We start from the raw sequence: 23,155 nt of genomic DNA, 5'->3' as shown, positions 1-23,155 counted from the left end.
CCAGAGCTGCCCGGAGGAGTCAACAGCCAAATTTAAGAATTTATTCCTCACCCGTTGCAGCCGGATTTCAACACTCGAAAAACAAAGGCAAAATCGCTATATGGAGGGCAACAAGGAGTGCCTATGGCCCGCATTGACCAGACCGATGATTGGCGGGATCGCCACGCACCGACGCTCACGACATTCGAACAACTCGCAGTGGAAGCCTACAGCCACCTGCCGCAGGAGTTCCGCCAGCTGACGACCGACCTCATCATCGAGGTTGCCGATTTTCCAAGCGACGACGTCTTCGAGGATATGGCGCTGGAAACGCCGTTCGACCTGCTCGGCCTGTTCGAAGGCCGCGGCATCAGCGAACGTTTCACCATGGAAACCGGCGAGTTTCCGAACCGGATCACCCTTTATCGCCGCCCGATCATCGACTATTGGGCGGAAAACGAGGAAACGCTGGGCGACATCATCACCCATGTGCTGATCCACGAGATCGGCCACCATTTCGGCCTCTCCGACGACGACATGGAACGGATCGAGGCGAGCGTGGAGCACGTGGGCAACTAGAGCATTTCCAGGAAAAGTGCGAAGCGGTTTTCCGTCAGGGAATGCGTAAAAACAAAGAGATAGGCGTTTCTGCGACTCCGTCTAAGCCGGAAACGCTCTAAGCTCCGAAAAACCTCTCGCGCTGGTCAGGAGCATCCAGCTTAGAGGCCCGCCCCTTCTGAAAAACAATCGGAAGACAAAGAAACGCTCCGGCCGTAAAACCGGAGCGTTCCTGCTTTTATTGCTCCGACAGCTTGATGTCGGGATGATAATCCTTGCCTTCGACTTCCTTGAATACGGCCTGTCCGCATTGCATGTGCTGCGTATCCGCATTGAAGGCGTAGGTCGGCGAGCCGTGCAGGGACCAGCCCTGATTCAGCGCCGCCGTCACCTTATGGCAGAAGGACGCATCGTCGGGGCCGGTGAGGAAGCGGTAAAGTTTCAAAATCTTGCCTTTCGTTTTTCAATCGTGTCCGCCTTGGCGGCGAGCTTCAAAGCCTGATCGAGATGCAGCCGCTCGATCATTCGGCCATGAAGATTGATGACATTTTTGTCTGCGTTCCCCGGCAGCGCGAAGGCGGCGATGATGGCGCGCGCCTCGTCGACGGCGGCCTGCTCGACGCCGAAGCGTTCGTTGGCCGGGCCGATCTGCAGCGGATGGATCAACATCTTGCCGTCATAGCCCATGTCGCGACCCTGCCGGCACTCCTCGTCGAAACCATCGGCATCTCGGAAATCGTTGAACACCGCATCGATGACGTCGAGACCGCTTCCGCGTGCGGCGAGCAGGATCTGCATCAGCCAGGGGATCAGGTAAGGCCGGCCGGGACGGTCGGGAACGCCGGTTTCCTTGCGCAGATCGTTGAGGCCGACGACGAAGCAATCGAGCCTGCCGCCGAAGGTGCGGCCGGTCTCGGCGATCGCCGGCGCATTGACGACACCGCGCGGCGTCTCGATCATCGCCCAGAGACGTAAGCCCTCCGGCGCATCGTTATCGGCCAGCCAGTCGGCGGCGATCTGGATATCGGCCGGGCTTTCGACCTTCGGCAAGAGGATCGCGTCGGGCTTTGCCGAAACGGCTGCCGCCAGATCCTGCTGGCCGAAGCCTGATCCGAGCGCATTGATGCGGATGATGATTTCGCAATCCGGCCTGTTTTCGATGAGGTGGCGAACGAGCCCGTCACGCGCCGCGGCCTTGCGCTCGGGCGCCACCGCATCCTCGAGGTCGAAGATCGCGGCATCGGCTGCCAGTTCCGAAACCTTGGCCAGTGCGCGGGCATTGTCGGCCGGCACGGAAAGCACCGAACGGCGCAGGCGAACGGGGTGGTGTTCGATCGATTTTGTCATGCGGCCAGTTGTGCCCCCCTTTCATTTTTTCCGCAAGGCGAGGCGAACGGCCGCACCCCCTCTTGCAAGCGGCGGCAGCAACACCCACATCGGAGCCAGAAAGGTGACGATCATGCAAAGCATACGTTCTGTTCTTTTTACGGCTGTAGCCATCACCACTACGCTGGCGGCCTTCGTCTTCACCGCATCGCTTGCGCTCGCGCTCGCCGGCATCGCCGCCGTTGTCGCGATCGGCAGCGCCATTGCCGCCCGGCTGAACCTGAAGCCCGCGCGCGCAACTGCCCGCCAGACCTCCGGCGCCGCCCCGCGCGAAATGCGCATCTGGAACGACGGTCGCGGCACGATCATCGATCTCTAGGCCACGCGGCACCGGTCTCCAAAGCCGAGATAAAATTTTGCGACACCCATGTCGGGCGGACCCGTTTCCGTTCGTCCTTGGACCAGGCCAGCAAAGGCCATGCCCTCGTGACGAAGGATAGGAGCACGACATGGACAACACGACGCAGAAAACAGACGCAAACCAGCTGCCACCGGCCCTGAACGGGCTGGTGCCTTATCTCCAGGTCGACGGCGCGGCCAAGGCTGCGGAATTCTACAAGCATGCCTTCGGCGCAAAGGAAGCCTATAGGCAACCGGTCGACGACCAGGGCCGGACGATGCACATCCATCTCCACATCAACGGCAGCTCGCTGATGCTCAGCGACGCTTATCCGGAATACGGTCATGCCCTGGAAAAGCCGCAGGCCTACAGCCTGATGCTGCCGGTCGACGACATCGACGGATGGTGGAGCCAAGCGGTGGCTGCCGGCGCCGAAGTCGTGATGCCCATCGAGGTGATGTTCTGGGGCGATCGCTACGGACAGCTGCGCGACCCCTTCGGCGTGCTCTGGGCGCTGAACGCCCCAGTCAAGGCAGGCTAGGTCAAGGCAGACTGACACCGGCGCCAGACACCGGCCGATGTCCGCAAAGCCGGGAGGCAAGGCGCTCCAACTGATAAAACAACCGCGACGACAGCTGCCGGGCAGGCAATTTCACCCGCCCGGCAAGTGTCTTCGGGATAGATTTTCCTTCATTTCGGCGCAAAACTGATCTAAACGCTTACGCAACATTTCGCTGAAATCGAAGGCCTGAAGTTATGGAAAAGTTCGTCAAGCTCACCGGCGTCGCCGCTCCCCTCCCCGTCGTCAACGTCGACACGGACATGATCATTCCGAAGGATTACCTGAAGACGATCAAGCGCACCGGCCTCGGCACCGGACTTTTCGCCGAAGCCCGCTACAACGAGGACGGCTCGGTCAACCCGGACTTCGTGCTCAACAAGCCCGCCTACCAGAACGCCAAGATCCTGGTCGCCGGCGACAACTTCGGCTGCGGTTCCTCGCGCGAGCACGCGCCGTGGGCGCTCCTCGACTTCGGCATCCGCTGCGTGATCTCGACCTCGTTCGCCGACATCTTCTACAACAACTGTTTCAAGAACGGCATCCTGCCGATCGTCGTCAGCCAGGAGAACCTGGACAAGCTGATGGACGACGCCTCGCGCGGCTCCAACGCCATCCTGTCGATCGACCTGGAATCCCAGGAAATCACCGGCCCGGACGGCGGCACGGTCAAGTTCGAGATCGATGCCTTCAAGCGCCACTGCCTGCTGAACGGCCTCGACGACATCGGCCTGACGCTGGAGAAGGCAACGGCCATCGACAGCTTCGAAAAGTCGACCGCCGCCTCGCGCCCCTGGGCGTGAGCTTAAGAGATGACGCGCAAGCTCATCTCCTCCGGTTCGCCCTTTGAGAAGACGGCAGGCTATTCGCGTGCCGTCGCCAAGGGCGACTGGTGCTTCGTCTCCGGCACCACCGGCTACGATTACGCCACCATGACCATGCCGGAAACGGTGGAAGAGCAGGCACGCAATTGCCTGAAGACGATCGAGGGCGCGCTGAAAGAGGCGGGCTTCTCGCTCTCGGACGTGGTGCGCAATCACTACTACGTCACCAATGCCAGCTTCGCCGACCGGGTTTTTCCGATCTTCGGCGAGATGTTCGGCGATATCCGCCCGGCTGCCACCATGATCGTCTGCGATCTCATCCGCCCGGAAATGCTGATCGAGATCGAGGTCACCGCCTTCCGCGGCTGACGTCTGGCGAGCTTCGGCCGGCGCGGCATTGGCACCTGCCCCGCTTATGCGCTACTGCAGAGGCACCACGTCGGGTTCTTCGCAGACCCGTCGTCCGCATCGCCACGACCGGAAGAAGCCCATGCAATTCGAAGGTACCGCCGACTATATCGCCGACAAGGACCTGATGATCGCGGTCAACGCCGCGATCCGGCTGGAACGGCCGCTGCTCGTCAAGGGCGAGCCCGGCACCGGCAAGACCGAGCTTGCCCGGCAGATCGCCGCGGCCCTCGGGCTCGAGCTGATCGAATGGAGCGTCAAATCGACGACCAAGGCCCAGCAGGGGCTTTACGAATATGATGCCGTCTCGCGCCTGCGTGACAGCCAGCTTGGCGACGAGCGCGTCAACGACGTCAAGAACTACATCCGCAAGGGCAAGCTCTGGCAGGCGTTCGAGGCCGGGCGGCGGGTGGTGCTGTTGATCGACGAGATCGACAAGGCCGACATCGAGTTTCCAAACGACCTCTTGCAGGAACTCGACCGAATGGAGTTCCACGTCTACGAGACGAACGAAACGATCCAGGCCCGCCAGCGGCCGATCGTCGTCATCACCTCCAACAACGAAAAGGAACTGCCGGACGCTTTTCTGCGCCGCTGCTTCTTCCACTATATCCGCTTTCCCGACGCAGACACGCTCGCCCGCATCGTCGAGGTGCACTATCCCGGCATCCGCAAGACGCTGCTTTCGGCCGCCCTTGCCGCCTTCTACGATATCCGCCAGGTGCCGGGGCTGAAGAAGAAGCCTTCGACCTCCGAAGCGCTCGACTGGATCCGCCTGCTCGTCGCCGACGAGATCGAGCCGGCCGACCTGCGCGCCGATCCAAAGACCATGCTGCCGAAGCTGCACGGCGCGCTGCTCAAGAACGAGCAGGACGTCCACCTCTTCGAGCGCCTGGCCTTCATGGCACGCCGCGACGGATGAGGCCGGACGCGCATAAGGTCCTGATCTACGCCACCTGGCGTAAGCATCTGCTGGTCTTCGACGAGCCGGATTTTCCGGATGTGGATCTGCAGGTTCCCGGCGGAACGATGGAGCCGGGCGAAAGCCCTGAAGCCGCCGCCTTGCGCGAATTTGTCGAGGAGACCGGGCTGGCGCCGCCGACGACATTGCTGCCGCTTGCAACCCAGGACTACCGCTTCACCAAGGACGGCCGGCAAATCTGCCATCGCCGGCATTATTTCCACGCGCCGCTTGCCGGCGAACAAAGGCAAACCTGGCTGCACCTGGAAATGACGCCGGACAGCGGTGGGCCGCCGATCCGCTTTCGCTTCTTCTGGCTCAGCCAAAGCGAGGCTGGCAACCGACTGGGATACGGGATGCAAGAAGGTCTGGACTTGCTGCAAACCAGTTTGCGCCTCACCGCTCAGCGGTAATTCGCCCCTCACCCTAACCCTCTCCCCGCAAGCGGGGAGAGGGGACGCGAATGACGCACGGTCGCCACTTGACTGGTATCGCTCATCGGGAACGGTCGGGCACCACGAGTTCCCTTCTCCCCCCCTGCAGGGAGAAGGTGGCCGGCAGCCGGATGAGGGGCCTTTTAGCCGGCGAATCGTTTTTCATTGACCCCCGCGCCCCTGCCGCGCTATCAAACAATCCGTGGTGATTTGGCCGGCCGGCTTGCAGCCACGTTAAACAAATCGCTAAAGGGCCGAGGAAACGTGGATTTTCCGAGGACCGGTCGCGATCAATCGCCGCCGGTTTTTTTGTATTGATCGAGTGGAAGCCCCATGCCCATCAAGATACCCGATACGCTGCCCGCCTTCGAAACCCTCGCGACCGAGGGCGTGCGGGTGATGACCGAGACCGTGGCGATCCGTCAGGATATCCGCCCGCTCCAGATCGGGCTCCTGAACCTCATGCCGAACAAGATCAAGACCGAGATCCAGATGGCGCGCCTCATCGGCGCCTCGCCGCTGCAGGTCGAGCTGTCGCTGATCCGCATCGGCGCGCACCGGGCAAAAAACACCTCCGAGGAGCACCTGCTCGCCTTCTACGAGACCTGGGAAGAGGTGAAGGCCCGCAAGTTCGACGGCTTCATCATCACCGGCGCCCCGGTCGAAACGCTGGAATACGAGGACGTCACCTACTGGAACGAGTTGAAGCGCATCCTCGACTGGACGACGACCAACGTGCATTCGACGCTGAACGTCTGCTGGGGCGCGATGGCGGCGATCTATCATTTCCACGGCGTGCCGAAATATCCGCTGAAGGAGAAGGCCTTCGGCGTCTATCGCCACCAGAACCTGCAGCCCTCCTCGGTCTACCTCAACGGCTTTTCCGACGATTTCGCCGTGCCGGTGTCGCGCTGGACCGAAGTGCGCCGCACCGACATCGATCGGGTGGCCGACCTCGAGATCCTGATGGAATCGAAGGAGATGGGCGTCTGCCTCGTGCACGAGCAGAAGGGCAAGCGCCTCTACATGTTCAATCACGTGGAGTATGATTCCACCTCGCTGTCGGATGAGTATTTCCGGGATGTGGATGCGGGCGTGCCGATCAAGATGCCGCACGACTACTTCCCGCACAATGATTCAACCCTGCCGCCGCAGAACCGCTGGCGCAGCCATGCGCATCTGTTCTTCGGCAACTGGATCAACGAGATGTATCAGACGACGCCCTACGAACTGGACATGATCGGCAGGGGCGAAAGCTAAGGCTCAGAGGCTCTAAATGTTCATCCCCTTCTTCCTCGAATTGAAGGCTGCGAAGATCCCGGTCACGCTCCGGGAATTCCTGTCCTTGATCGAGGGCATGGAGGCGGGCATCGCCACCTTCGATATCGAAGCGTTCTATTTCCTCGCGCGCACCGCGCTGGTGAAGGACGAACGCCATATCGACCGCTTCGACGGCGTCTTCCGGCATTGCTTTTCCGGCCTCGAGGCGATCAATCCCCCGGACGAGTTCGAGCAGGCTGAAATCCCCGAGGAGTGGCTGCGCAAGCTTGCCGAGAAATATCTGAGCGAGGAAGAGAAACGCCTGGTCGAAGCGCTTGGCGGCTTCGAGACGCTGATGGAGACCTTACGCCAGCGGCTGCGCGAACAAGAGGGGCGCCACCAGGGCGGCTCCAAATGGATCGGCACCGCCGGCACCTCCCCCTTCGGCGCCTATGGCTACAATCCCGAAGGTGTCAGGATCGGCCAGGATGGCTCGCGGCACCGCCGCGCGGTCAAGGTCTGGGACCGGCGCGAATTCAGGGATTACGACGACACGGTCGAGCTCGGCACGCGCAACATCAAGGTGGCGCTCAAACGGCTGCGGCGCTGGGTGCGCCAGGGCGCTGCCGACGAGCTCGACCTTTCCGGCACGATCCGCGCCACCGCCGAGCACGGCTATCTCGATGTCGTGACCCGGCCGGAACGGCGCAATGCCGTCAAGCTCTTGATGTTCTTCGACGTCGGCGGTTCGATGGACGACCATATCCGCATCGTCGAGGAGTTGTTCTCGGCCGCACGTGGCGAGTTCCGCCACATGGAGCATTTCTACTTCCACAATTGCGTCTACGAGGGCCTGTGGAAGGACAATCGCCGCCGTCGCGCCGACATCACCCGCACGGCCGAGCTGCTGCGCACCTTCGGCAGCGACTACCGCGCGATCTTCGTCGGCGACGCATCGATGAGCCCCTATGAAATCAGCCACCCCGGCGGCTCGGTCGAACACTGGAACGACGAAGCCGGCGGGCTTTGGCTCTCGCGCATCGCCGCCCACTTTCCCCGGTCCATCTGGCTCAATCCGGTCCCCGAGCAGCACTGGGCCTATACCCAGTCGATCGGCATGATCAAGAGCCTGCTTGGCGGGCGGATGTTTCCTTTGACGCTCGCCGGACTGCAGGACGCGACAAAACAACTATCGCGCTGAATCTACCGCAGAAAATCTCGATTTCCGGTTGCCGATCCACCTGAAATGACGCAGGTTGCTTGCCGCGAGGACTGCATGTTTCCGTAAATCCTAGCCGATTTAAGGATAAAACATGCAGCAGTTCTAGAGTGTACAGCGACCTTTGCGCGTCTGCTAAGACGCGCGGCGCTGTAGGGGAGCCAGGCAATGGACAAGCATGCGGACACGGAAATCTTCGGACACCTGCCATCGGGTGAACCGGTTCATCGTGTCGTGCTTTCCGGCGGCGGCCTGACCGCTCATATCCTCACCTGGGGAACGGTGATCCAGGACCTGCGGCTGGACGGCCATGAGCCGCCGCTGGTGCTCGGCTTTACCGATCTCGAAAGCTATCTCGCCCATTCCCCCTATTTTGGCGCGACGCCCGGCCGCTGCGCCAACCGCATCGGCGACGGTCGCTTCACGCTCGACGGCGCGACCTATCAGCTCGAATGTAACGAGAAGGGCGTGACGCACCTGCATGGCGGCAGCGACAATATCGGCAAGCGCAACTGGACGATCGTGGACCAGACGCAGGACAGCGTCACGCTTGTCATCACCGACCCGGACGGCCGCGCCGGCTATCCCGGCAACTGCCTGATCCGCTGCACCTACCAGCTGAAGCCCGGCGGCGTGCTCAGCGTCGTCTACGAGGCGGAGACGGACCGGCCGACGCTCGCCAATGTCTGCCAGCACAGCTATTTCAATCTCGATGGCAGCGCGGATGCGCTCGGCCATGACATCATGATCGCCGCCGACCACTATCTGCCGACCGACGAGCGTCAGGTCCCGACAGGGGAAATCCGACCGGTCGAAGGCACCGCCTTCGATCTTAGGGAAATGACATCGCTCAAGCGCCAGGCCGAGGGCGAACGCATCGCCTACGACCATAATTTCTGCCTCTCGCCGGAGCGCATGGCAAAACATTCCGTCGCTCTTGCGCGCAGTCTTAATTCCGGCGTGACGATGGAAGTGCTGACGACCGAGCCCGGCGTCCAGCTCTATACCGGCTTCAAGCTCGACGTGCCGGTGCCCGGCCTCGAGGGACGCCGCTATGGCGCCTTTGCCGGTTTCTGCCTGGAAACCCAGGTGTGGCCGGATGCCGTCAATCACGAAGGCTTTCCGAACGCGGTTCTGCGCCCCGGCGAAATCCGTCGCCAGGAAACGGACTATGTCTTCATGAAGAGCTGATACCAACCTGCGCTGATATTGGCCTATTGCGCCGGAGCGATTTTGGTTTCCGGCAAGAAGAAAACCGCAATCGGACCCAAGCGGTCCGGTGAGGATTGTCGACGCCGTCCGGAGGCCAAAAGCGCCCGGCCCTTCGGGTGGGCCGTGTGTCGGCCACCGGCCGCGTCGCAATCCTCGACCGATGCCAAGGCATCGCTCTGCGGTATGCTCTTTGCCGGACGACCGCAGACGGTCCCACGCAATCGGTCAATATCAGCGCAGGTTGGTATGAGAGGCGAGTGCATCGGCGCTCGCCCGCAGACACGCGACGGCTGCGGCTCTTCGCCCGGGGCGAATGCATTGGCCGAAGCCAAAAGCATTTATAAATGAAGTGGTTGGGAAAATTGGAGCGGGTGAGGCGATTCGAACGCCCGACCCCAACCTTGGCAAGGTTGTGCTCTACCCCTGAGCTACACCCGCTCATTACCTCGGTCCGGGGGTAGTCGGTGGACCGTGGGTGCCGCGCTGTCTTGCGGCGACGGGCGCTATATGGCCTAAGCGATTTTGGAATGCAACAGGGAAATGACGAGAAATCGAATATTTTTTGGGAGCCTCCTCGGGAAGCCCGCAAATGCCGCGTTTTCACACCGCTCCGCCGTCTCTGAGATTGCACGGCGCGGCCGTTCTCCCCTAAAGCAGACTGGAAAAAAACCGACCGGCAGGAGAATCACCCCGATGAACGAAGCGCAACCGAAGTCCGCGGACGAGCTTTTCCGCTTTCTCGACGATCTCGGCATCGAACACAGCACCAAAAAACACGAGCCGGTGTTCACCGTGGCCGAATCGGTGGCACTGCGTGACGAGATCCCCGGCGGCCATACCAAGAACCTGTTCGTGAAGGACAAGAAGGACAACTACTTCCTGCTGACCGTCGAAGAACACGCAACCGTGGATCTGAAGACGGTGCACCAGGTCATCGGCGCGGCGAGCAAGGTTTCCTTCGGCAAGCCGGAGAAGCTGATGGAGTATCTTGGCGTCATCCCGGGAGCGGTGACCGCGCTTGGCGCCATCAACGACATCGGCGGCAACGTCAAGATGATCATCGACGAGGAATTGATGACGTTCGATGTGATCAACTGCCATCCGCTTTCCAACGACGCGACGACCTCGATCGCCTCGAAGGACCTGTTGCGTTTCATGGAAGCCACAGGACATGAACCGCTTGTCTTGAAAGTGACGGCCTGACATACGATCTTTGGCGCGAATGCAGGAAGCCGGATTGAGAGCCGGCGAGGAGAGAAGAATGACGGGCAACGACAATCCCTATGCAGGGTCCTTCGGCAACCAGATGACCGCTTCGGCTTCCTTCGGCGGCCAGCCGGCCGCGGCCGCCGCACCGGGCGGCGACCTGATCAAGGAAACGACGACCGCCAACTTCAGCAAGGACGTGCTCGACGCCTCGCGCCAGCAGCCTGTTCTCGTCGACTTCTGGGCGCCCTGGTGCGGACCGTGCAAGCAACTGACCCCCGTGATCGAAAAGGTCGTGACGGAAGCTGCCGGCCGCGTGAAGCTCGTCAAGATGAACATCGACGACCATCCATCGACCGCCGCCCAGCCCGCCATCCGGTCAACCCCCGCCGTTATCGCCTTTGTCGGCGGACGGCCGGTCGACGGCTTCATGGGCGCGGTGCCTGAAAGCCAGATCAAGCAATTCATCGAAAAGATCGCCGGTCCTGCCGTTGACGACAGCAAGGCCGAAATCGAGGCCGTGCTTGCCGATGCCAAGGCGCTGATCGAGACGGGCGATGCCGAGAACGCCGCCGGCCTCTTTGGCGCCGTGCTGCAGGCAGACCCGGAGAATGTCGTGGCGATCGCCGGCATGGTCGATTGCATGATCACGCTCGGCCAGATCGCCGAAGCGCGCGAAGCGCTTTCGAGCCTGCCGGAGGATCTCGCCAAGGATGCCGGCATCAGTGCGATCGGCAAGAAGCTCGACCAGATCGAGGAAGCCCGCAAGCTCGGTGACCCGACAGCCCTGGAACAGCGCCTGGCGGCGAACCCGGATGACCACGAGGCGCGCATGATGCTCGCCAAGATCCGCAACGTGGAAGGCGACCGCAATGGGGCGGCCGACCACCTGCTGACGATCATGAAGCGCGACCGGGCTTTCGACGATGATGGCGCACGGCGCGAGCTCGTCTCCTTCTTCGAAGTCTGGGGTCCGAAAGACCCGGCGACGATCGCCGCCCGCCGCAAGCTGTCGTCGATTCTCTTTTCCTGAGCAGCGCGCCGAGATCGGTGCGTTTTTCCCTTGAGATTTTCAAGGGACGCACCATTTCATGATCTGGTTGGCCACGCTGCTTAGCGTGGCGAGGCAAGGCAGGATATCTGCAAGGTCAATCGGAATGCATGTCGGAAATGCACGTTATCTCGGTCCGCAGGACTTACCGGAGATCATTCCGGTGTTTCCGCTGACCGGTGCGCTGCTGCTCCCCGGCGCCCAGTTGCCGCTCAACGTCTTCGAGCCGCGTTACCTGGCGATGCTCGACGATGCCCTTTCCGGCAATCGGCTGATCGGGATCGTGCAGCCCTCCTTCTGCGAAGGCCGCGACGATATCGGCGTCGGGCCGATACCGGCGCTCTGCCAGGTCGGCTGCATCGGCCGCATCACCTCCTTTGCCGAAACCGGCGACGGCCGCTACATCACCTCGCTGACCGGCGTATGCCGCTACCGGCTGTTTAGCGAGGTGGCCGGCACGCGCGGCTACCGCCGCTTCCGCATCGGCCCCTTCACGGCCGACCTCGAAAATCGCGACGATGAAAGCCTGGTCGATCGCTCGGCGCTGCTGGCAGCCTTCAGGGCCTATCTGGAGGCCAACAAGCTGAAGGCCGACTGGGAGAGCGTCGAACGCGCCAGCAACCGCACGCTGGTCAATTCCATGGCGATGATGTCTCCCTATGGGCCGGCGGAGAAACAGGCGCTGCTCGAGGCCCCCGACCTCAAGACCCGCGCCGAAACGCTGATCGCCATTACCGAGATCGTGCTTGCGCGCAATTTCGGCGACGTCGACAACATCCTGCAGTGAGTGAGGGGCCATGGACGTCAACGCCAGCAAGGTCGATCCGAAACTGCTCGAACTGCTCGTCTGCCCGCTGACCAAGGGCCGGCTCAGCTATCGCGCCGAAGCGGGCGAACTCGTCTCGGAAAAAGCGCGGCTCGCCTATCCCATCCGCGATGGTGTTCCGATCATGCTGATCTCCGAGGCGCGGAAAATCGAGGACTGACACCGGCGGTCGACGTCGACCCCTGTCCGCATGTGTCTATCTGCCCCTCATCCGGCCTGTCGGCCACCTTCTCCCCGCCCGCGGGGAGAAGGAAACCCGCGGCGACCGCTCGTATCCATGACGACCGCTCCTGTTCTCCAAAGATATCTCACGTGACAACGCAGCCACGTCCGCGTTCCCTCTCCCCGCCTGCGGGGAGAGGGTTAGGGTGAGGGGCAAGGCTCAGACGTTAGAAACTTTGGCGTCTCAGATCGGCTGGCCGGAAAGCAATCGCGGGTCGGCGTCGCCGGCAACGCCGGCCGCCTGGCGGATGAAGAAGCTTTTCAGCGACGGCAGGCGATCGACGAGGCCGAGACCGAAGTCACGGGCGATCCTGACCGGCGTGATGTCGTTCGAAAACAGCCGGTTGAGCACATCCGTGGTCACCCCCATGCGGAAGGTGTCGAACCGGCGCCAGCTCTGGTAGCGCTCGAGAATGGCCAGCGAACCGATGTCGAGCCCAAGCCGATCCGCCTCGACGATCGTCTCGGCCAGCGCCGCCACGTCCTTGAAACCGAGATTGAGCCCCTGGCCGGAGATCGGGTGGATACCGTGGGCGGCATCGCCCGCAAGCGCAAACCGCGGCTTCACGAAATCGCGGGCAAGCGTCAGGCCGAGCGGAAAGGCGCGACGGCCGCCGACGACCTTGAGATGTCCGAGCCTGTGGCCGAAGCGGCGCTCCAGCTCCTCTTCGAAGAGGAAGTCGTCGCCCTTGACCAGGCGCTCGGCATCCTCGGTACGCTCGGTCCACACCAGCGACGAACGGTTGTTCTTGAGCGGCAGCGTGGCGAAGGGCCCGGCCGGCAGGAAATGTTCCTCGGCGGTGCCTTCGTGCGGACGCTCGTGCTCGACGGTGGTGACGATGCCCGACTGGCCATAGTCGAACTCGACCGTCTTGATGCCGGCCGCATCGCGCAGCTTCGAGCGCACGCCGTCGCAGGCAACCAGCAGGCGGGCCTCCAACTGCTCGCCGCCGGCAAGCGTCACGGCAACCGCGTGATCGCCGCTCTCGAAGGTTTCGACCATCGTCGATTGCCGCACGGTCACGCCGAACTCCTCGCAGGCGGCGCGCAGCGCGCCGACCAAGGCGGTGTTCGGCACCATATGGGCAAAGGGCCGCCCCTCTTCGCTGTCGCCGTCGAAGGTCAGGAAAACCGGGCGCACCGGATCGGATGTCTTCGAATCGGTGATGACCATGCGCCGGATCGGCTCGGCCTCCGGCGCAATTTCCTGCCACACGCCGAGAACGTCGAGCATGCGCTCGGCCGCCGAGGCGACGGCAGAAGCGCGCTCGTCGCGCTTCCAGGCGCCTTCCGGCGCGCCGTCCAAGACAGAAACTTCGAGATGCGGCGCCGCCTTCTTCAGCGATACCGCGAGCGAAAGGCCGACATAGCCGCCACCGGCAATCAACACATCGATCATCCGTTTTCTCCCGTCGCACTTGAGCATCGTTTCATGCCTATATAGATCAATGCCATCGCCGTTCCTACCATCGGAGACAGCCGAAATGTCGCGCCCCACTGAGACTGCAACGCCCATGGATGCGCTGCTTGCCACACTCGACCTCGAAAAGCTCGAGGAGAACCTGTTCCGTGGCCGCAGTCCGCAGGTCGGCTGGCAGCGCGTATTCGGTGGCCAGGTGATCGGCCAGGCCCTGGTCGCAGCCCAGCGCACCGTCGACGAGGGCCGCTACGTGCACTCGCTGCACGCCTATTTCATGCGCCCCGGCGATCCGTCGGTGCCGATCATCTACGAGGTCGACCGCATCCGCGACGGCTCCAGCTTCGCCACGCGCCGTGTCGTCGCCATCCAGCATGGCAAGGCGATCTTCTCGATGTCGGCGTCGTTCCAATATGACGAAGACGGCTTCGAGCATCAGATCGAGATCCCCGACGTGGCGATGCCGGAAACCCTGCCGGGCGAACAGGAGCTGAAGGACAAGTTCCTGGCGCACGCGCCCGAAGCGATCCGTCGCTATTGGGAGCGGCCGCGGCCGATCGAGATCCGGCCGGTCTCGCTCGCCCACTATTTCGCCCGCAACGACGGCAAGCCGACCCAGGACGTCTGGGTCAAGGCCGTCGGCCACGTGCCCGACGAGCGCCACCTGCAGGCGGCCGTGCTTGCCTATCTCTCCGACATGACGCTGCTCGACACGTCGCTCTATGCGCATGGAACGTCCGTGTTCGATCGCAACCTACAGGTTGCAAGCCTTGATCACGCCATGTGGTTCCATCGCCCCTGCAAGATGGACGACTGGCTGCTCTATACTCAGGACAGCCCCAGCGCCCATGGTGCTCGCGGCATGACCCGCGGCAGCCTTTTTGATCGTTCCGGTGTGCTGATTGCCTCGGTGGCGCAGGAAGGTCTGATCCGGAAAAAGGCAACTGAACAGAAATAGGGCAAATATTCTTTTCTGCCTATTTTTTAATCTTCTAAAGTGACGATTTTTTAGCGCGTCGCGGCACTCACGCTGCATGCGATATTTTTCCCATGCCTTTTCATAGGTTTAGCTCGCAGCAACGAATCTGGCACGCCCCTTGAATGTAGCTGTCCGGTTGCATGGCGCTTTCAGCGTTCGCAGCAAGGAGAGATGGCCTCCGGCCGGAGGCGAACAAGGATGGGAAACCGATGAAAATTGTGATGGCCATTATCAAGCCGTTCAAGCTCGATGAGGTTCGCGAAGCCCTCACTGCTGTTGGCATCCAGGGCCTGACCGTAACCGAAGTCAAAGGCTACGGCCGCCAGAAGGGACATACCGAAATCTATCGCGGCACCGAATACGCCGTGAGCTTCCTGCCGAAGCTGAAGATCGAGATCGCGGTCCCCTCCGAGGTCGTCGACAGGGCGGTGGAAGCGATCGCCGCTGCCGCCAAGACCGGCCAGATCGGTGACGGCAAGATCTTTGTCTACTCGATTGACCATGCCGTGCGCATCCGCACCGGCGAAACCGATTCAGAAGCGTTGTAAGCCACGCCGTTCAGGGAGCACTACTCGATGTCGTCAAGCAAACTTTCCATCTCTCTGGCAAGGATCGGCGCAGCCTCTGCCGCCCTTCTTGCGCCGGTCGTCGCCTTTGCCCAGGAAGCCGCACCGGCAGCAGCCGCTGCCACTGCCGCGGCACCCGTTCCCGACAAGGCCGACACGGCCTTCATGTTCTTCTCCACGCTGCTCGTCTTCTTCATGCTGATCCCGGGCCTCGCGCTCTTCTACGGCGGCCTCGTTCGCGCCAAGAACATGCTGTCGGTGCTGATGCAGTGCACCGTCATCGGCGCAGCGATGATGATCGTCTGGGTCGTCTACGGCTATTCCTTCGCCTTCGGCGGCTCCACCAGCCCTTACTTTGGCGGCTTCGCCAAGATGTTCCTCGCAGGCGTCTCGCTTGAAAGCACATCGGCCACCTTCTCCGAAGGCGTGGTCATTCCGGAATATATCTTCATGCTGTTCCAGATGACGTTTGCGGCGCTGACGCCGGCGCTCATCATCGGCGCCTTCGCCGAGCGCATCAAGTTTTCGGCTGCCGTGCTCTTCTCCATCCTCTGGGCAACCTTCGTCTACTTCCCGATCGCCCACATGGTCTGGGACGGCAATGGTCTGCTCTTCGGCATGGGCGCGCTCGATTTCGCCGGCGGCACCGTCGTGCACATCAATGCCGGCGTCGCAGGCCTGATCGGCGCGATCATGGTCGGTAAGCGCACCGGCTTCGGCAAGGACATGATGGCTCCGCATTCGATGACGCTGACGCTGGTCGGCGCGGCGATGCTGTGGTTCGGCTGGTTCGGCTTCAACGCCGGCTCCAATCTCGAAGCTTCCGGCGGCGCGATGCTGGCAACCGTCAATACCTTCCTCGCAACGGCAGCAGCCATCCTCTCCTGGTCGGTCGTCGAAACCTTCACCCGCGGCAAGGCATCGATGCTGGGTGCAGCCTCGGGCATGATCGCCGGCCTCGTCGCCATCACGCCGGCCGCCGGCATTGCCGGCCCCATGGGCGCGATCGTCATGGGCCTGATCGTTTCGCCGCTGTGCTACTTCTTCGTCTCGGTGGTGAAGAACAAGTTCGGCTACGACGACACCGCTGACGTCTTCGGCGTCCACGGCGTCGGCGGCTTCTTCGGCGCGCTGGCAACCGGCATCTTCGCGTCGTCCTCGCTCGGCGGCATCGGCTATGCCGACGGCGTCACCATGGGCGGCCAGTTCATGACCCAGGTCACCGCCGTTGCCATCACCATCGTCTGGTGCGGTGTCGTCTCGGCCATCCTCTACAAGGTGGTCGATGCGATCGTCGGTCTCCGGGTCTCGGTCGAAGCCGAGCGCGAAGGTCTCGACCTCTCGTCCCACGGCGAAGCCGCCTACCACAGCTAAGCTCATCGCGGCGCCATCGACGGGCGCCGCTCAAAGTCCCGTCGCGATCCGTCTGATGCGGATCGCCTTTGGCCCGGATCGAAAGATCCGGGCCTTTTTATCCGATCACGCGTCTTCCAAGCATTCGCCCACTGCTATTTTAGCGGCATATACGCATGGTTAATGTCGCATTAACCGTACTCCGCTTAGGTTGATTCCATGGCACGCAATGTGCCTTGAAGATCGAGACGGGCAGCAGGCAACATGAGCAGAAGCAATCCGGCAACGCTTGACAGCCGTTCCAACCGGTTCGTGCTAACCACTTTCGTTTGGCGACAGATCGCGTCGCTGGCGGGCTTCGCGCTGTTTGGCGCGCTGGCGCTGGCCATCGCGGCGCTGTCGACATGGAATGTTGCCGACCCGAGCTTTTCCTACGCCACCTCCGACGAGCCGACCAACGTGCTCGGTTATGCCGGCGCTGCCTTTGCCGACATCTTCATGCAGTTTTTCGGGCTTGCAAGCGTCGTCGCCCTGCTTCCGGCCGTTGCCTGGGCGCTGGCGCTGATCGGCGGCAAGCGCTTCGACAAGATCTTCAAGCGCCTCGGCCTCTGGTTCGCCGGATCCGTACTCGCAGGAGCGGCCTTGAGCTGTGTCCCGGCGCCGATCACCTGGCCGCTGCCCAACGGCCTCGGCGGTGTCTTCGGCGACATGATCCTGCGCTTTCCCGCGCTGTTCACCGGCGCCTTCCCGACCGGCACCTTCGCCACCGTGCTTGCCTGCATCTTTGCCGCCCCTGCCGCCTGGTGCCTGATTTACAGCGCCGGCCTGATCGGCGTCGGCGAGGAGGAGGACGAAGACGAGATCGAAGAGCCGACGCCGAGCAAGGCTCGCACCGTGCGCGACGAACTGGACGAAGACGACAGCGAAGGCCCCTTCACCCTGCTGATGGGCTCCTTCGCCCACATGCGCTACACCCTGCAGGCGCGTGTCCGCCGCATCTTCGGTATGAGCGGAACCCGCACCCCGACGAAACGCCAGTACGACGAGCCCTACGATTTCAACAATGACGAATTCGGCACGCTGAACGAGCCGGTCCGGCCGAAGCCGATGGCTGCCGGCGACCGCATCGAACCTTCGCTCGACCGCTCCGAACGCCGCGTCGTCACGCCGCCGCCGATCATGGCCGACGACGATGACGACATGCCCTTCGACATGGACGGCCGCCGCCCCGCCGGCATTCTGCCCGATGACGAAGACGACGATCTCGACGTGGCAGCCGACTGGGCGCCAAAGGCCGCACCGCCGAAGCAGGGCCTGCCGAAGGCCGGTTCGCGTGTTGCCACGCCGCCCCCCCGCCCGAAGACGAGCCAGCGGCTCGAGCGCGAAGCGCAGCGCTCCTTCGTCGAGGATGACGACGGCGATTTCGCGCTGCCGCCGATGCATTTCCTCGCCGAGCCGAAGAACGTCACCCGCGACGCCTCGCTCTCCGCCGATGCGCTGGAACAGAACGCCCGCATGCTCGAAGGCGTGCTTGAGGACTTCGGCGTCAAGGGCGAGATCATCCACGTCCGCCCCGGTCCGGTCGTCACGCTCTATGAACTGGAGCCGGCGCCGGGCATCAAATCGTCGCGCGTCATCGGCCTTGCCGACGACATCGCCCGTTCGATGAGCGCGATCGCTGCCCGCGTCGCCGTCGTGCCGGGCCGCAACGCCATCGGCATCGAGCTGCCGAACCAGCGCCGCGAAACCGTTTATCTGCGCGAGCTGGTCGGCTCGCGCGACTTCGAGACGAGCAAGGCGCGTCTGGCCATGGCGCTCGGCAAGACCATCGGCGGCGAACCTGTGGTCGCCGATCTCGCCAAGATGCCGCATCTGCTTGTCGCCGGCACCACCGGTTCGGGCAAGTCGGTCGCGATCAACACCATGATCCTGTCGCTGCTCTACCGCCTGCGTCCCGACCAGTGCCGGTTGATCATGATCGACCCGAAGATGCTCGAACTTTCCGTCTATGACGGCATTCCGCACCTGCTTTCGCCTGTGGTGACCGACCCGAAGAAGGCGGTGGTCGCGCTCAAGTGGACGGTGCGCGAGATGGAAGAGCGCTACAAGAAGATGTCGAAGATCGGCGTGCGCAACATCGACGGCTTCAACACCCGCGTCGAGCAGGCGCTGGCCAAGGGCGACGCGATCACCCGCACGGTGCAGACCGGCTTCGACCGCCAGACCGGCGAAGCGATCTACGAGACCGAAGAATTCGACCTGTCGCCGATGCCCTATATCGTCGTCATCATCGACGAAATGGCCGACCTGATGATGGTCGCCGGCAAGGACATCGAAGGCGCGGTGCAGCGGCTGGCGCAGATGGCACGTGCCGCCGGCATCCATGTGATCATGGCGACGCAGCGCCCGTCGGTCGACGTCATCACCGGCACGATCAAGGCCAACTTCCCGACCCGTATCTCCTTCCAGGTGACCTCGAAGATCGACAGCCGCACCATCCTTGGCGAACAGGGCGCCGAACAGCTGCTCGGCATGGGCGACATGCTCTACATGGCCGGCGGCGGACGCATCCAGCGCGTCCACGGTCCCTTCGTCTCCGACACTGAAGTCGAGGAAGTCGTCGCCTATCTCAAGACCCAGGGCACACCGCAGTATCTCGACGCGATCACCGAAGACGACGACGAGGACAATGACGGCGGCGGCCCGGCCGGCACGTCGAACCTCGCCGATTCCGACGACCCTTACGACCAGGCGGTGGCGATCGTTCTGCGCGACGGCAAGGCCTCCACGTCCTATGTGCAACGTCGGCTCGGGATCGGTTATAATAGGGCCGCATCGCTGATCGAGCGCATGGAACAGGAAGGCATCATCGGCCCGGCAAACCACGCCGGCAAACGGGAAATCCTCGTGCCGACCGAAGCGGAAATCACCGGCCGGTAAATCCGGCCCCAGCCCGGGCGACAAAATGGCAACCCGGTAACGGTCATGTGAGAGCGCAGCCCCTGGTAGGCCAGGACAAACGCCTTGAAGGCGCCGCACTTGCGCTCCAGATGATCAAGGAAATGAAGGAGACTGCGATGACTGAGACGAAAACCACCCAAGGCAACAATCCGGCGATGTCGCGCCGTGTATTCGTTTGCGGCCTCGCGGCGCTCGCGGGCATGGGTGGCGCCGGTCTTGACGTCACCAAGGCCTTCGCGCAGGCGCCGGGCTCCGCCCAGAAGATCGCCGACCACTTCTCCTCCGTGAAGACCATGTCCGGGGAATTCGTGCAGTTCGGCCCGCGCGGCGAACAGACCGGTGGCAAGTTCTATATCCGCCGTCCCGGCCGCATCCGCTTCAACTACGAGGCGCCTTCCCCAATGCGGGTGATTGCCGACGGCAAGTCGGTGGTCATCGGCAATATGAAGCTGAAGACTTGGGACATCTACCCGCTCTCCAAAACGCCGCTGAACCTGCTGTTGAGCGAAAGGATCGATCTGACCGGCAAGATGGTCCGCGACGTCAAGGAAGAATCCGACCTCATCACCATCGTGCTTGGCGATCGCTCGATCTTCGGCGATTCGACCATCACCATGATGTTCGATCCGAAGACTTACGACCTGCGGCAGTGGACGATCACCGATGCGCAGAAGAAGGACACTTCGGTGATGATCTTCAACGTCCGGACCGGCATAGCCCTGGACGACAAGGTGTTCAAGATCCCTTATGACGAAGTGCGCAACAAGGGCCGCTGACGGCCTGTCATCCAGCCGTCCTTGTGGACATCGGCCGCCTCCGGGCGGCCTTTTTCATGCCTTCCTTGTCGCCAGCCGCCAGACCTGCTTAAACCGCTCGGACATCAAACCACATCCGTCCGAGCCGGGCCCTCCTCACCTTCGATTGTCCGGCCTCATCCAAATAGAGGAATGAGGAATGGCCCTTTCCGTCGCCACCTGGAACATCAACTCCGTTCGCCTGCGCATGCCGCTGGTCGAGCATCTCCTGAAGACCTGGCAGCCTGACATTCTCTGCCTGCAGGAAACCAAGTGCCCGAACGACCAGTTTCCGTCGAAGCCGCTGAAGGCGCTGGGTTACAACCATATCGAGATGCACGGCCAGAAGGGCTACCACGGCGTGGCGACGATTTCGCGCCTACCCTTGCACGAGCTCAGCGACCGCCGCGACTATTGCGGCGTCGGCGATGCGCGCCATCTTTCGGTGGTGTTCGAGGCCGGCGGCAAGAAGGTCCGCCTGCATAATTTCTACGTTCCGGCCGGCGGCGACGAACCGGACCGCTCGATCAATCCGAAGTTCGGCCACAAGCTCGATTTCGTCGATGAGATGAAGCTGCTGCACGCCGAAGCGGAAGCCGGAATCTCGTCGATCCTCGTCGGCGACCTCAACATCGCTCCGCTTGAGGACGACGTCTGGTCGCACAAGCAACTCCTGAAGATCGTCAGCCATACGCCGATCGAAACCGAAGGCCTGACTACGGTGATGACCGGCGGTGCCTGGGTCGACCTGATGCGCCAGCATACGCCGGCGCCGACCAAGCTCTATACGTGGTGGAGCTACCGCGCCAAGGATTGGGAAGCCGCCGACCGCGGCCGGCGCCTCGATCATATCTGGTCTTCAGCCGACCTCGCGCCGAAGCTCACGCAGGTGGATATCCTGCGAGAAGCACGCGGCTGGGAGCGGCCGTCGGATCATGTGCCGGTGATCGCCCATTTCGATATCTAGAGCATGTCGCGCAAAAGTGTGCTGCGGTTTTGCGATCACGACATGCGTAAAAACAAGAACTTAAAGCGCAGCAAGCGCATCTGAAAGATCGCGATGCGCTTTAGGCATTTCCAGGAAAAGTGCGAAGCGGTTTTCCGTCAGGAAATGCGTAAAAACAAGGAGATAGAGCGTTTCCGCGGCTCCGTCTAAACCGGAAACGCTCTAGCCGCACCGTCGCCGACGGCTATTGCTCCGTCGGCCGGGAGCAACACTCGGCTCGCTCAAGAACAAATGGCAGGTGAAGACGTCTGGCGTCCAGCCGTCGACCGGGCGGGCGTCAGGCGAAACGGCCGGCGAGCGCGCCGGCGCGGCGGATCATCGCCTGCAGGTTCTCGCGGATGCGCGCCTCGACGAGGGCGGCAACTTCCGGGTACTCCTCCAGCATGCGCCGGAAGAGCGGCCGATTGATGCGGATCACCTCGCTGTCTTCGTCTGCGGTCGCGGTGAACTTGCGCTCCACCATCGAGATCAGCGCCAGCTCCGACAGAAGCGCGCCGCGGCCGACGGTGGTGATCTCCGCCATCGCGCCGTCGGCATCGGCTTTCGAAAGCGAGAGGCTGCCGCTGGCAATGGCATAGGCGCAGTCGGCCGGCGCGCCCTCGCGAAACAGCTCCTGCCCCTTGAACACGCGCCGACGTTCCGCGCCAAAGGCGATCAGCCTCAGCTTGTCCTCGCTGATATCGGCAAAAAGCGGCACATTGGACAGAAGAACGATGTCGTCGTTGAGCGCCAAGCGGCTAACCTCCCTGGACTACGATGCTTTCGGGGTCGAAACCCAGGAGCATCGCAATCGATGCGAATAGTCCGGAGCGGCTGACGTGCGGAGAAATCATCCCACGTCGCCGCCTCACGGAACGATCTTGTAGCCGCCGTTCTCTGTCACCAAAATCTCGGCATTGGAAGGGTCACGCTCGATTTTCTGGCGGAGCCGATAGACATGCGTTTCGAGCGTGTGCGTCGTCACCCCCGAATTATAGCCCCAGACCTCTTCGAGCAGCACGTCGCGCGTCACCACCCTCTGGTCGGCGCGATAGAGATAGCGAATGATCGCCGCTTCCTTTTCGGTAAGCCGGATCTTCTGGCCGTTTTCGAGCGTCAGCAGCTTCTGGCTCGGCTTGAACGTATAGGGGCCGACGCTGAAGGTCGCGTCTTCGCTCTGCTCGTGCTGGCGCAGCTGCGCGCGGATGCGGGCGAGCAGGACGGCAAAGCGGAACGGCTTGGTGACGTAGTCGTTGGCACCGGCCTCCAGCCCAAGGATGGTGTCCGAATCGGTATCGTGACCGGTGAGCATGATGATCGGTGCCTTGAAGCCGCCCTTGCGCAGGAGCTTCACCGCCTCGCGCCCGTCCATGTCAGGCAGGCCGACATCCATGATCAGCAGGTCGACCTGCTGGGCGCGGGCGGCCTGTATGCCCTTGCCGGCCGTCGCCTCCTGGAGAAGATCGAATTCCTCGTAAAGCGAAAGCTGCTCGACCAACGTTTCGCGCAGGTCATTGTCGTCGTCGACAAGAAGAATGGTACGGGTCGCCATGGGACAATTCCTGTTTGCTTCCGGTTTCAAACTAGCTCAAATGCTCGTGTTGGCAAGCGAACCGGTTTTGGAACCTCGTTATATATGCAACCGTGCTTATGGT

Annotated in this window: 25 protein-coding genes, 1 tRNA gene and 1 riboswitch; of the genes, 20 read left to right on the top strand and 6 right to left on the bottom strand. The window is 62.4% G+C overall.

Annotation, left to right across the window (positions count from 1 at the left end; translation table 11 throughout):
* Positions 1–123: 123 nt before the first annotated feature.
* Positions 124–558: a metallopeptidase family protein gene (locus AC244_RS12650; RefSeq protein WP_053249191.1), complete on the top strand. Its 435-nt coding sequence runs from the start codon at positions 124–126 to the stop codon at positions 556–558.
* 217 nt (positions 559–775) lie between these two features.
* On the opposite strand, the gene AC244_RS12645 is transcribed toward AC244_RS12650, so the two are convergent.
* Together AC244_RS12645 and AC244_RS12640 are read right to left on the bottom strand one after the other, a co-directional pair.
* Positions 776–982 (bottom strand): DUF1737 domain-containing protein, encoded by a 207-nt coding sequence (locus AC244_RS12645; RefSeq protein ID WP_025425138.1) that lies wholly within the window; start codon positions 980–982, stop codon positions 776–778.
* Positions 979–1,884, bottom strand: coding sequence for an HpcH/HpaI aldolase/citrate lyase family protein (locus AC244_RS12640; protein ID WP_053249190.1), 906 nt, complete (start codon positions 1,882–1,884; stop codon positions 979–981). Before AC244_RS12640 ends, AC244_RS12645 begins: the two co-directional genes overlap by 4 nt.
* Positions 1,885–1,996: 112 nt before the next feature.
* Between AC244_RS12640 and AC244_RS12635 the strand changes: the two genes are divergently transcribed.
* The 9 genes from AC244_RS12635 to AC244_RS12595 all read left to right on the top strand — a co-directional run bounded on the left by AC244_RS12635 (position 1,997) and on the right by AC244_RS12595 (position 9,119).
* On the top strand, positions 1,997–2,242 hold the full coding sequence (locus tag AC244_RS12635; RefSeq protein ID WP_053249340.1) for a hypothetical protein: 246 nt from the start codon (positions 1,997–1,999) through the stop codon (positions 2,240–2,242).
* Between the two features lie 130 nt (positions 2,243–2,372).
* Positions 2,373–2,804, top strand: a complete 432-nt coding sequence (locus AC244_RS12630; RefSeq protein WP_053249189.1) for a VOC family protein — start codon at positions 2,373–2,375, stop codon at positions 2,802–2,804.
* Between the two features lie 215 nt (positions 2,805–3,019).
* Positions 3,020–3,625 carry a 3-isopropylmalate dehydratase small subunit gene (leuD, locus tag AC244_RS12625; protein WP_053249188.1) on the top strand — a complete coding sequence of 202 codons (606 nt, stop codon included), beginning with the start codon at positions 3,020–3,022 and terminating at the stop codon, positions 3,623–3,625.
* A 9-nt stretch (positions 3,626–3,634) separates the two neighbouring features.
* The gene (locus AC244_RS12620; protein WP_053249187.1) at positions 3,635–4,015 is read left to right on the top strand and encodes a RidA family protein; all 381 of its coding nucleotides are present in this window, start codon (positions 3,635–3,637) and stop codon (positions 4,013–4,015) included.
* A 121-nt stretch (positions 4,016–4,136) separates the two neighbouring features.
* Positions 4,137–4,976 carry an AAA family ATPase gene (locus AC244_RS12615; protein ID WP_053249186.1) on the top strand — a complete coding sequence of 280 codons (840 nt, stop codon included), beginning with the start codon at positions 4,137–4,139 and terminating at the stop codon, positions 4,974–4,976.
* The gene (locus AC244_RS12610; RefSeq protein WP_053249185.1) at positions 4,973–5,428 is read left to right on the top strand and encodes an NUDIX hydrolase; all 456 of its coding nucleotides are present in this window, start codon (positions 4,973–4,975) and stop codon (positions 5,426–5,428) included. The genes AC244_RS12615 and AC244_RS12610 overlap by 4 nt, the downstream gene beginning before the upstream one ends.
* A 213-nt stretch (positions 5,429–5,641) precedes the next feature.
* A riboswitch (SAM riboswitch) is annotated at positions 5,642–5,719 on the top strand.
* Between the two features lie 63 nt (positions 5,720–5,782).
* Positions 5,783–6,709, top strand: coding sequence for a homoserine O-acetyltransferase MetA (metA, locus tag AC244_RS12605; protein ID WP_053249184.1), 927 nt, complete (start codon positions 5,783–5,785; stop codon positions 6,707–6,709).
* Positions 6,710–6,725: 16 nt separating this feature from the next.
* Positions 6,726–7,910 carry a vWA domain-containing protein gene (locus AC244_RS12600; RefSeq protein ID WP_053249183.1) on the top strand — a complete coding sequence of 395 codons (1,185 nt, stop codon included), beginning with the start codon at positions 6,726–6,728 and terminating at the stop codon, positions 7,908–7,910.
* Positions 7,911–8,096: 186 nt separating this feature from the next.
* A complete protein-coding gene (locus AC244_RS12595) occupies positions 8,097–9,119 on the top strand; it encodes an aldose epimerase family protein (protein WP_053249182.1) in 1,023 nt (340 codons plus the stop codon).
* 384 nt (positions 9,120–9,503) lie between these two features.
* Here AC244_RS12595 and AC244_RS12590 read toward each other — a convergent pair.
* Positions 9,504–9,578 (bottom strand) — tRNA-Gly (locus tag AC244_RS12590).
* A 255-nt stretch (positions 9,579–9,833) separates the two neighbouring features.
* On the opposite strand from AC244_RS12590, the gene AC244_RS12585 reads away from it, so the two are divergent.
* The 4 genes from AC244_RS12585 to AC244_RS12570 all read left to right on the top strand — a co-directional run bounded on the left by AC244_RS12585 (position 9,834) and on the right by AC244_RS12570 (position 12,383).
* Positions 9,834–10,343: a prolyl-tRNA synthetase associated domain-containing protein gene (locus tag AC244_RS12585; RefSeq protein WP_053249181.1), complete on the top strand. Its 510-nt coding sequence runs from the start codon at positions 9,834–9,836 to the stop codon at positions 10,341–10,343.
* Between the two features lie 58 nt (positions 10,344–10,401).
* Complete coding sequence (trxA, locus tag AC244_RS12580; RefSeq protein WP_053249180.1) at positions 10,402–11,379, top strand: thioredoxin; 978 nt, start codon at positions 10,402–10,404, stop codon at positions 11,377–11,379.
* Between the two features lie 124 nt (positions 11,380–11,503).
* On the top strand, positions 11,504–12,184 hold the full coding sequence (locus AC244_RS12575) for an LON peptidase substrate-binding domain-containing protein (protein WP_053249179.1): 681 nt from the start codon (positions 11,504–11,506) through the stop codon (positions 12,182–12,184).
* Positions 12,185–12,194: 10 nt separating this feature from the next.
* Positions 12,195–12,383: a Trm112 family protein gene (locus AC244_RS12570; protein WP_053249178.1), complete on the top strand. Its 189-nt coding sequence runs from the start codon at positions 12,195–12,197 to the stop codon at positions 12,381–12,383.
* Positions 12,384–12,629: 246 nt separating this feature from the next.
* Here AC244_RS12570 and AC244_RS12565 read toward each other — a convergent pair whose 3' ends face one another.
* A complete protein-coding gene (locus AC244_RS12565; protein ID WP_053249177.1) occupies positions 12,630–13,844 on the bottom strand; it encodes a ubiquinone biosynthesis hydroxylase in 1,215 nt (404 codons plus the stop codon).
* A gap of 85 nt (positions 13,845–13,929) precedes the next feature.
* On the opposite strand from AC244_RS12565, the gene tesB reads away from it, so the two are divergent.
* The 6 genes from tesB to AC244_RS12535 all read left to right on the top strand — a co-directional run bounded on the left by tesB (position 13,930) and on the right by AC244_RS12535 (position 21,482).
* Positions 13,930–14,820, top strand: coding sequence for an acyl-CoA thioesterase II (gene tesB, locus AC244_RS12560; protein WP_053249176.1), 891 nt, complete (start codon positions 13,930–13,932; stop codon positions 14,818–14,820).
* Positions 14,821–15,050: 230 nt separating this feature from the next.
* Positions 15,051–15,389: a P-II family nitrogen regulator gene (locus tag AC244_RS12555; protein ID WP_053249175.1), complete on the top strand. Its 339-nt coding sequence runs from the start codon at positions 15,051–15,053 to the stop codon at positions 15,387–15,389.
* A gap of 27 nt (positions 15,390–15,416) precedes the next feature.
* Positions 15,417–16,781, top strand: a complete 1,365-nt coding sequence (locus AC244_RS12550) for an ammonium transporter (protein ID WP_053249174.1) — start codon at positions 15,417–15,419, stop codon at positions 16,779–16,781.
* Positions 16,782–17,024: 243 nt separating this feature from the next.
* Positions 17,025–19,700 (top strand): FtsK/SpoIIIE family DNA translocase, encoded by a 2,676-nt coding sequence (locus tag AC244_RS12545; protein WP_053249173.1) that lies wholly within the window; start codon positions 17,025–17,027, stop codon positions 19,698–19,700.
* A gap of 137 nt (positions 19,701–19,837) precedes the next feature.
* Complete coding sequence (locus AC244_RS12540) at positions 19,838–20,497, top strand: outer membrane lipoprotein carrier protein LolA (protein WP_053249339.1); 660 nt, start codon at positions 19,838–19,840, stop codon at positions 20,495–20,497.
* A gap of 178 nt (positions 20,498–20,675) precedes the next feature.
* Positions 20,676–21,482, top strand: a complete 807-nt coding sequence (locus AC244_RS12535) for an exodeoxyribonuclease III (RefSeq protein ID WP_053249172.1) — start codon at positions 20,676–20,678, stop codon at positions 21,480–21,482.
* A 316-nt stretch (positions 21,483–21,798) separates the two neighbouring features.
* Here the strand turns inward: AC244_RS12535 and AC244_RS12530 are convergent, their stop codons facing one another.
* Together AC244_RS12530 and AC244_RS12525 are read right to left on the bottom strand one after the other, a co-directional pair.
* Positions 21,799–22,254, bottom strand: coding sequence for a cyclic nucleotide-binding domain-containing protein (locus AC244_RS12530; RefSeq protein ID WP_053249171.1), 456 nt, complete (start codon positions 22,252–22,254; stop codon positions 21,799–21,801).
* Positions 22,255–22,368: 114 nt separating this feature from the next.
* Positions 22,369–23,052 (bottom strand): response regulator transcription factor, encoded by a 684-nt coding sequence (locus AC244_RS12525; protein WP_053249170.1) that lies wholly within the window; start codon positions 23,050–23,052, stop codon positions 22,369–22,371.
* Between the last annotated feature and the right edge of the window lie 103 nt (positions 23,053–23,155).

It is taken from the genome of Ensifer adhaerens (genome assembly GCF_001270265.1).
In the GTDB taxonomy this organism is placed as follows: domain Bacteria; phylum Pseudomonadota; class Alphaproteobacteria; order Rhizobiales; family Rhizobiaceae; genus Ensifer; species Ensifer adhaerens_B.
Note: the sequence above shows the minus strand (reverse complement) of the source record. Positions and strands in the feature narration are given on the sequence as shown.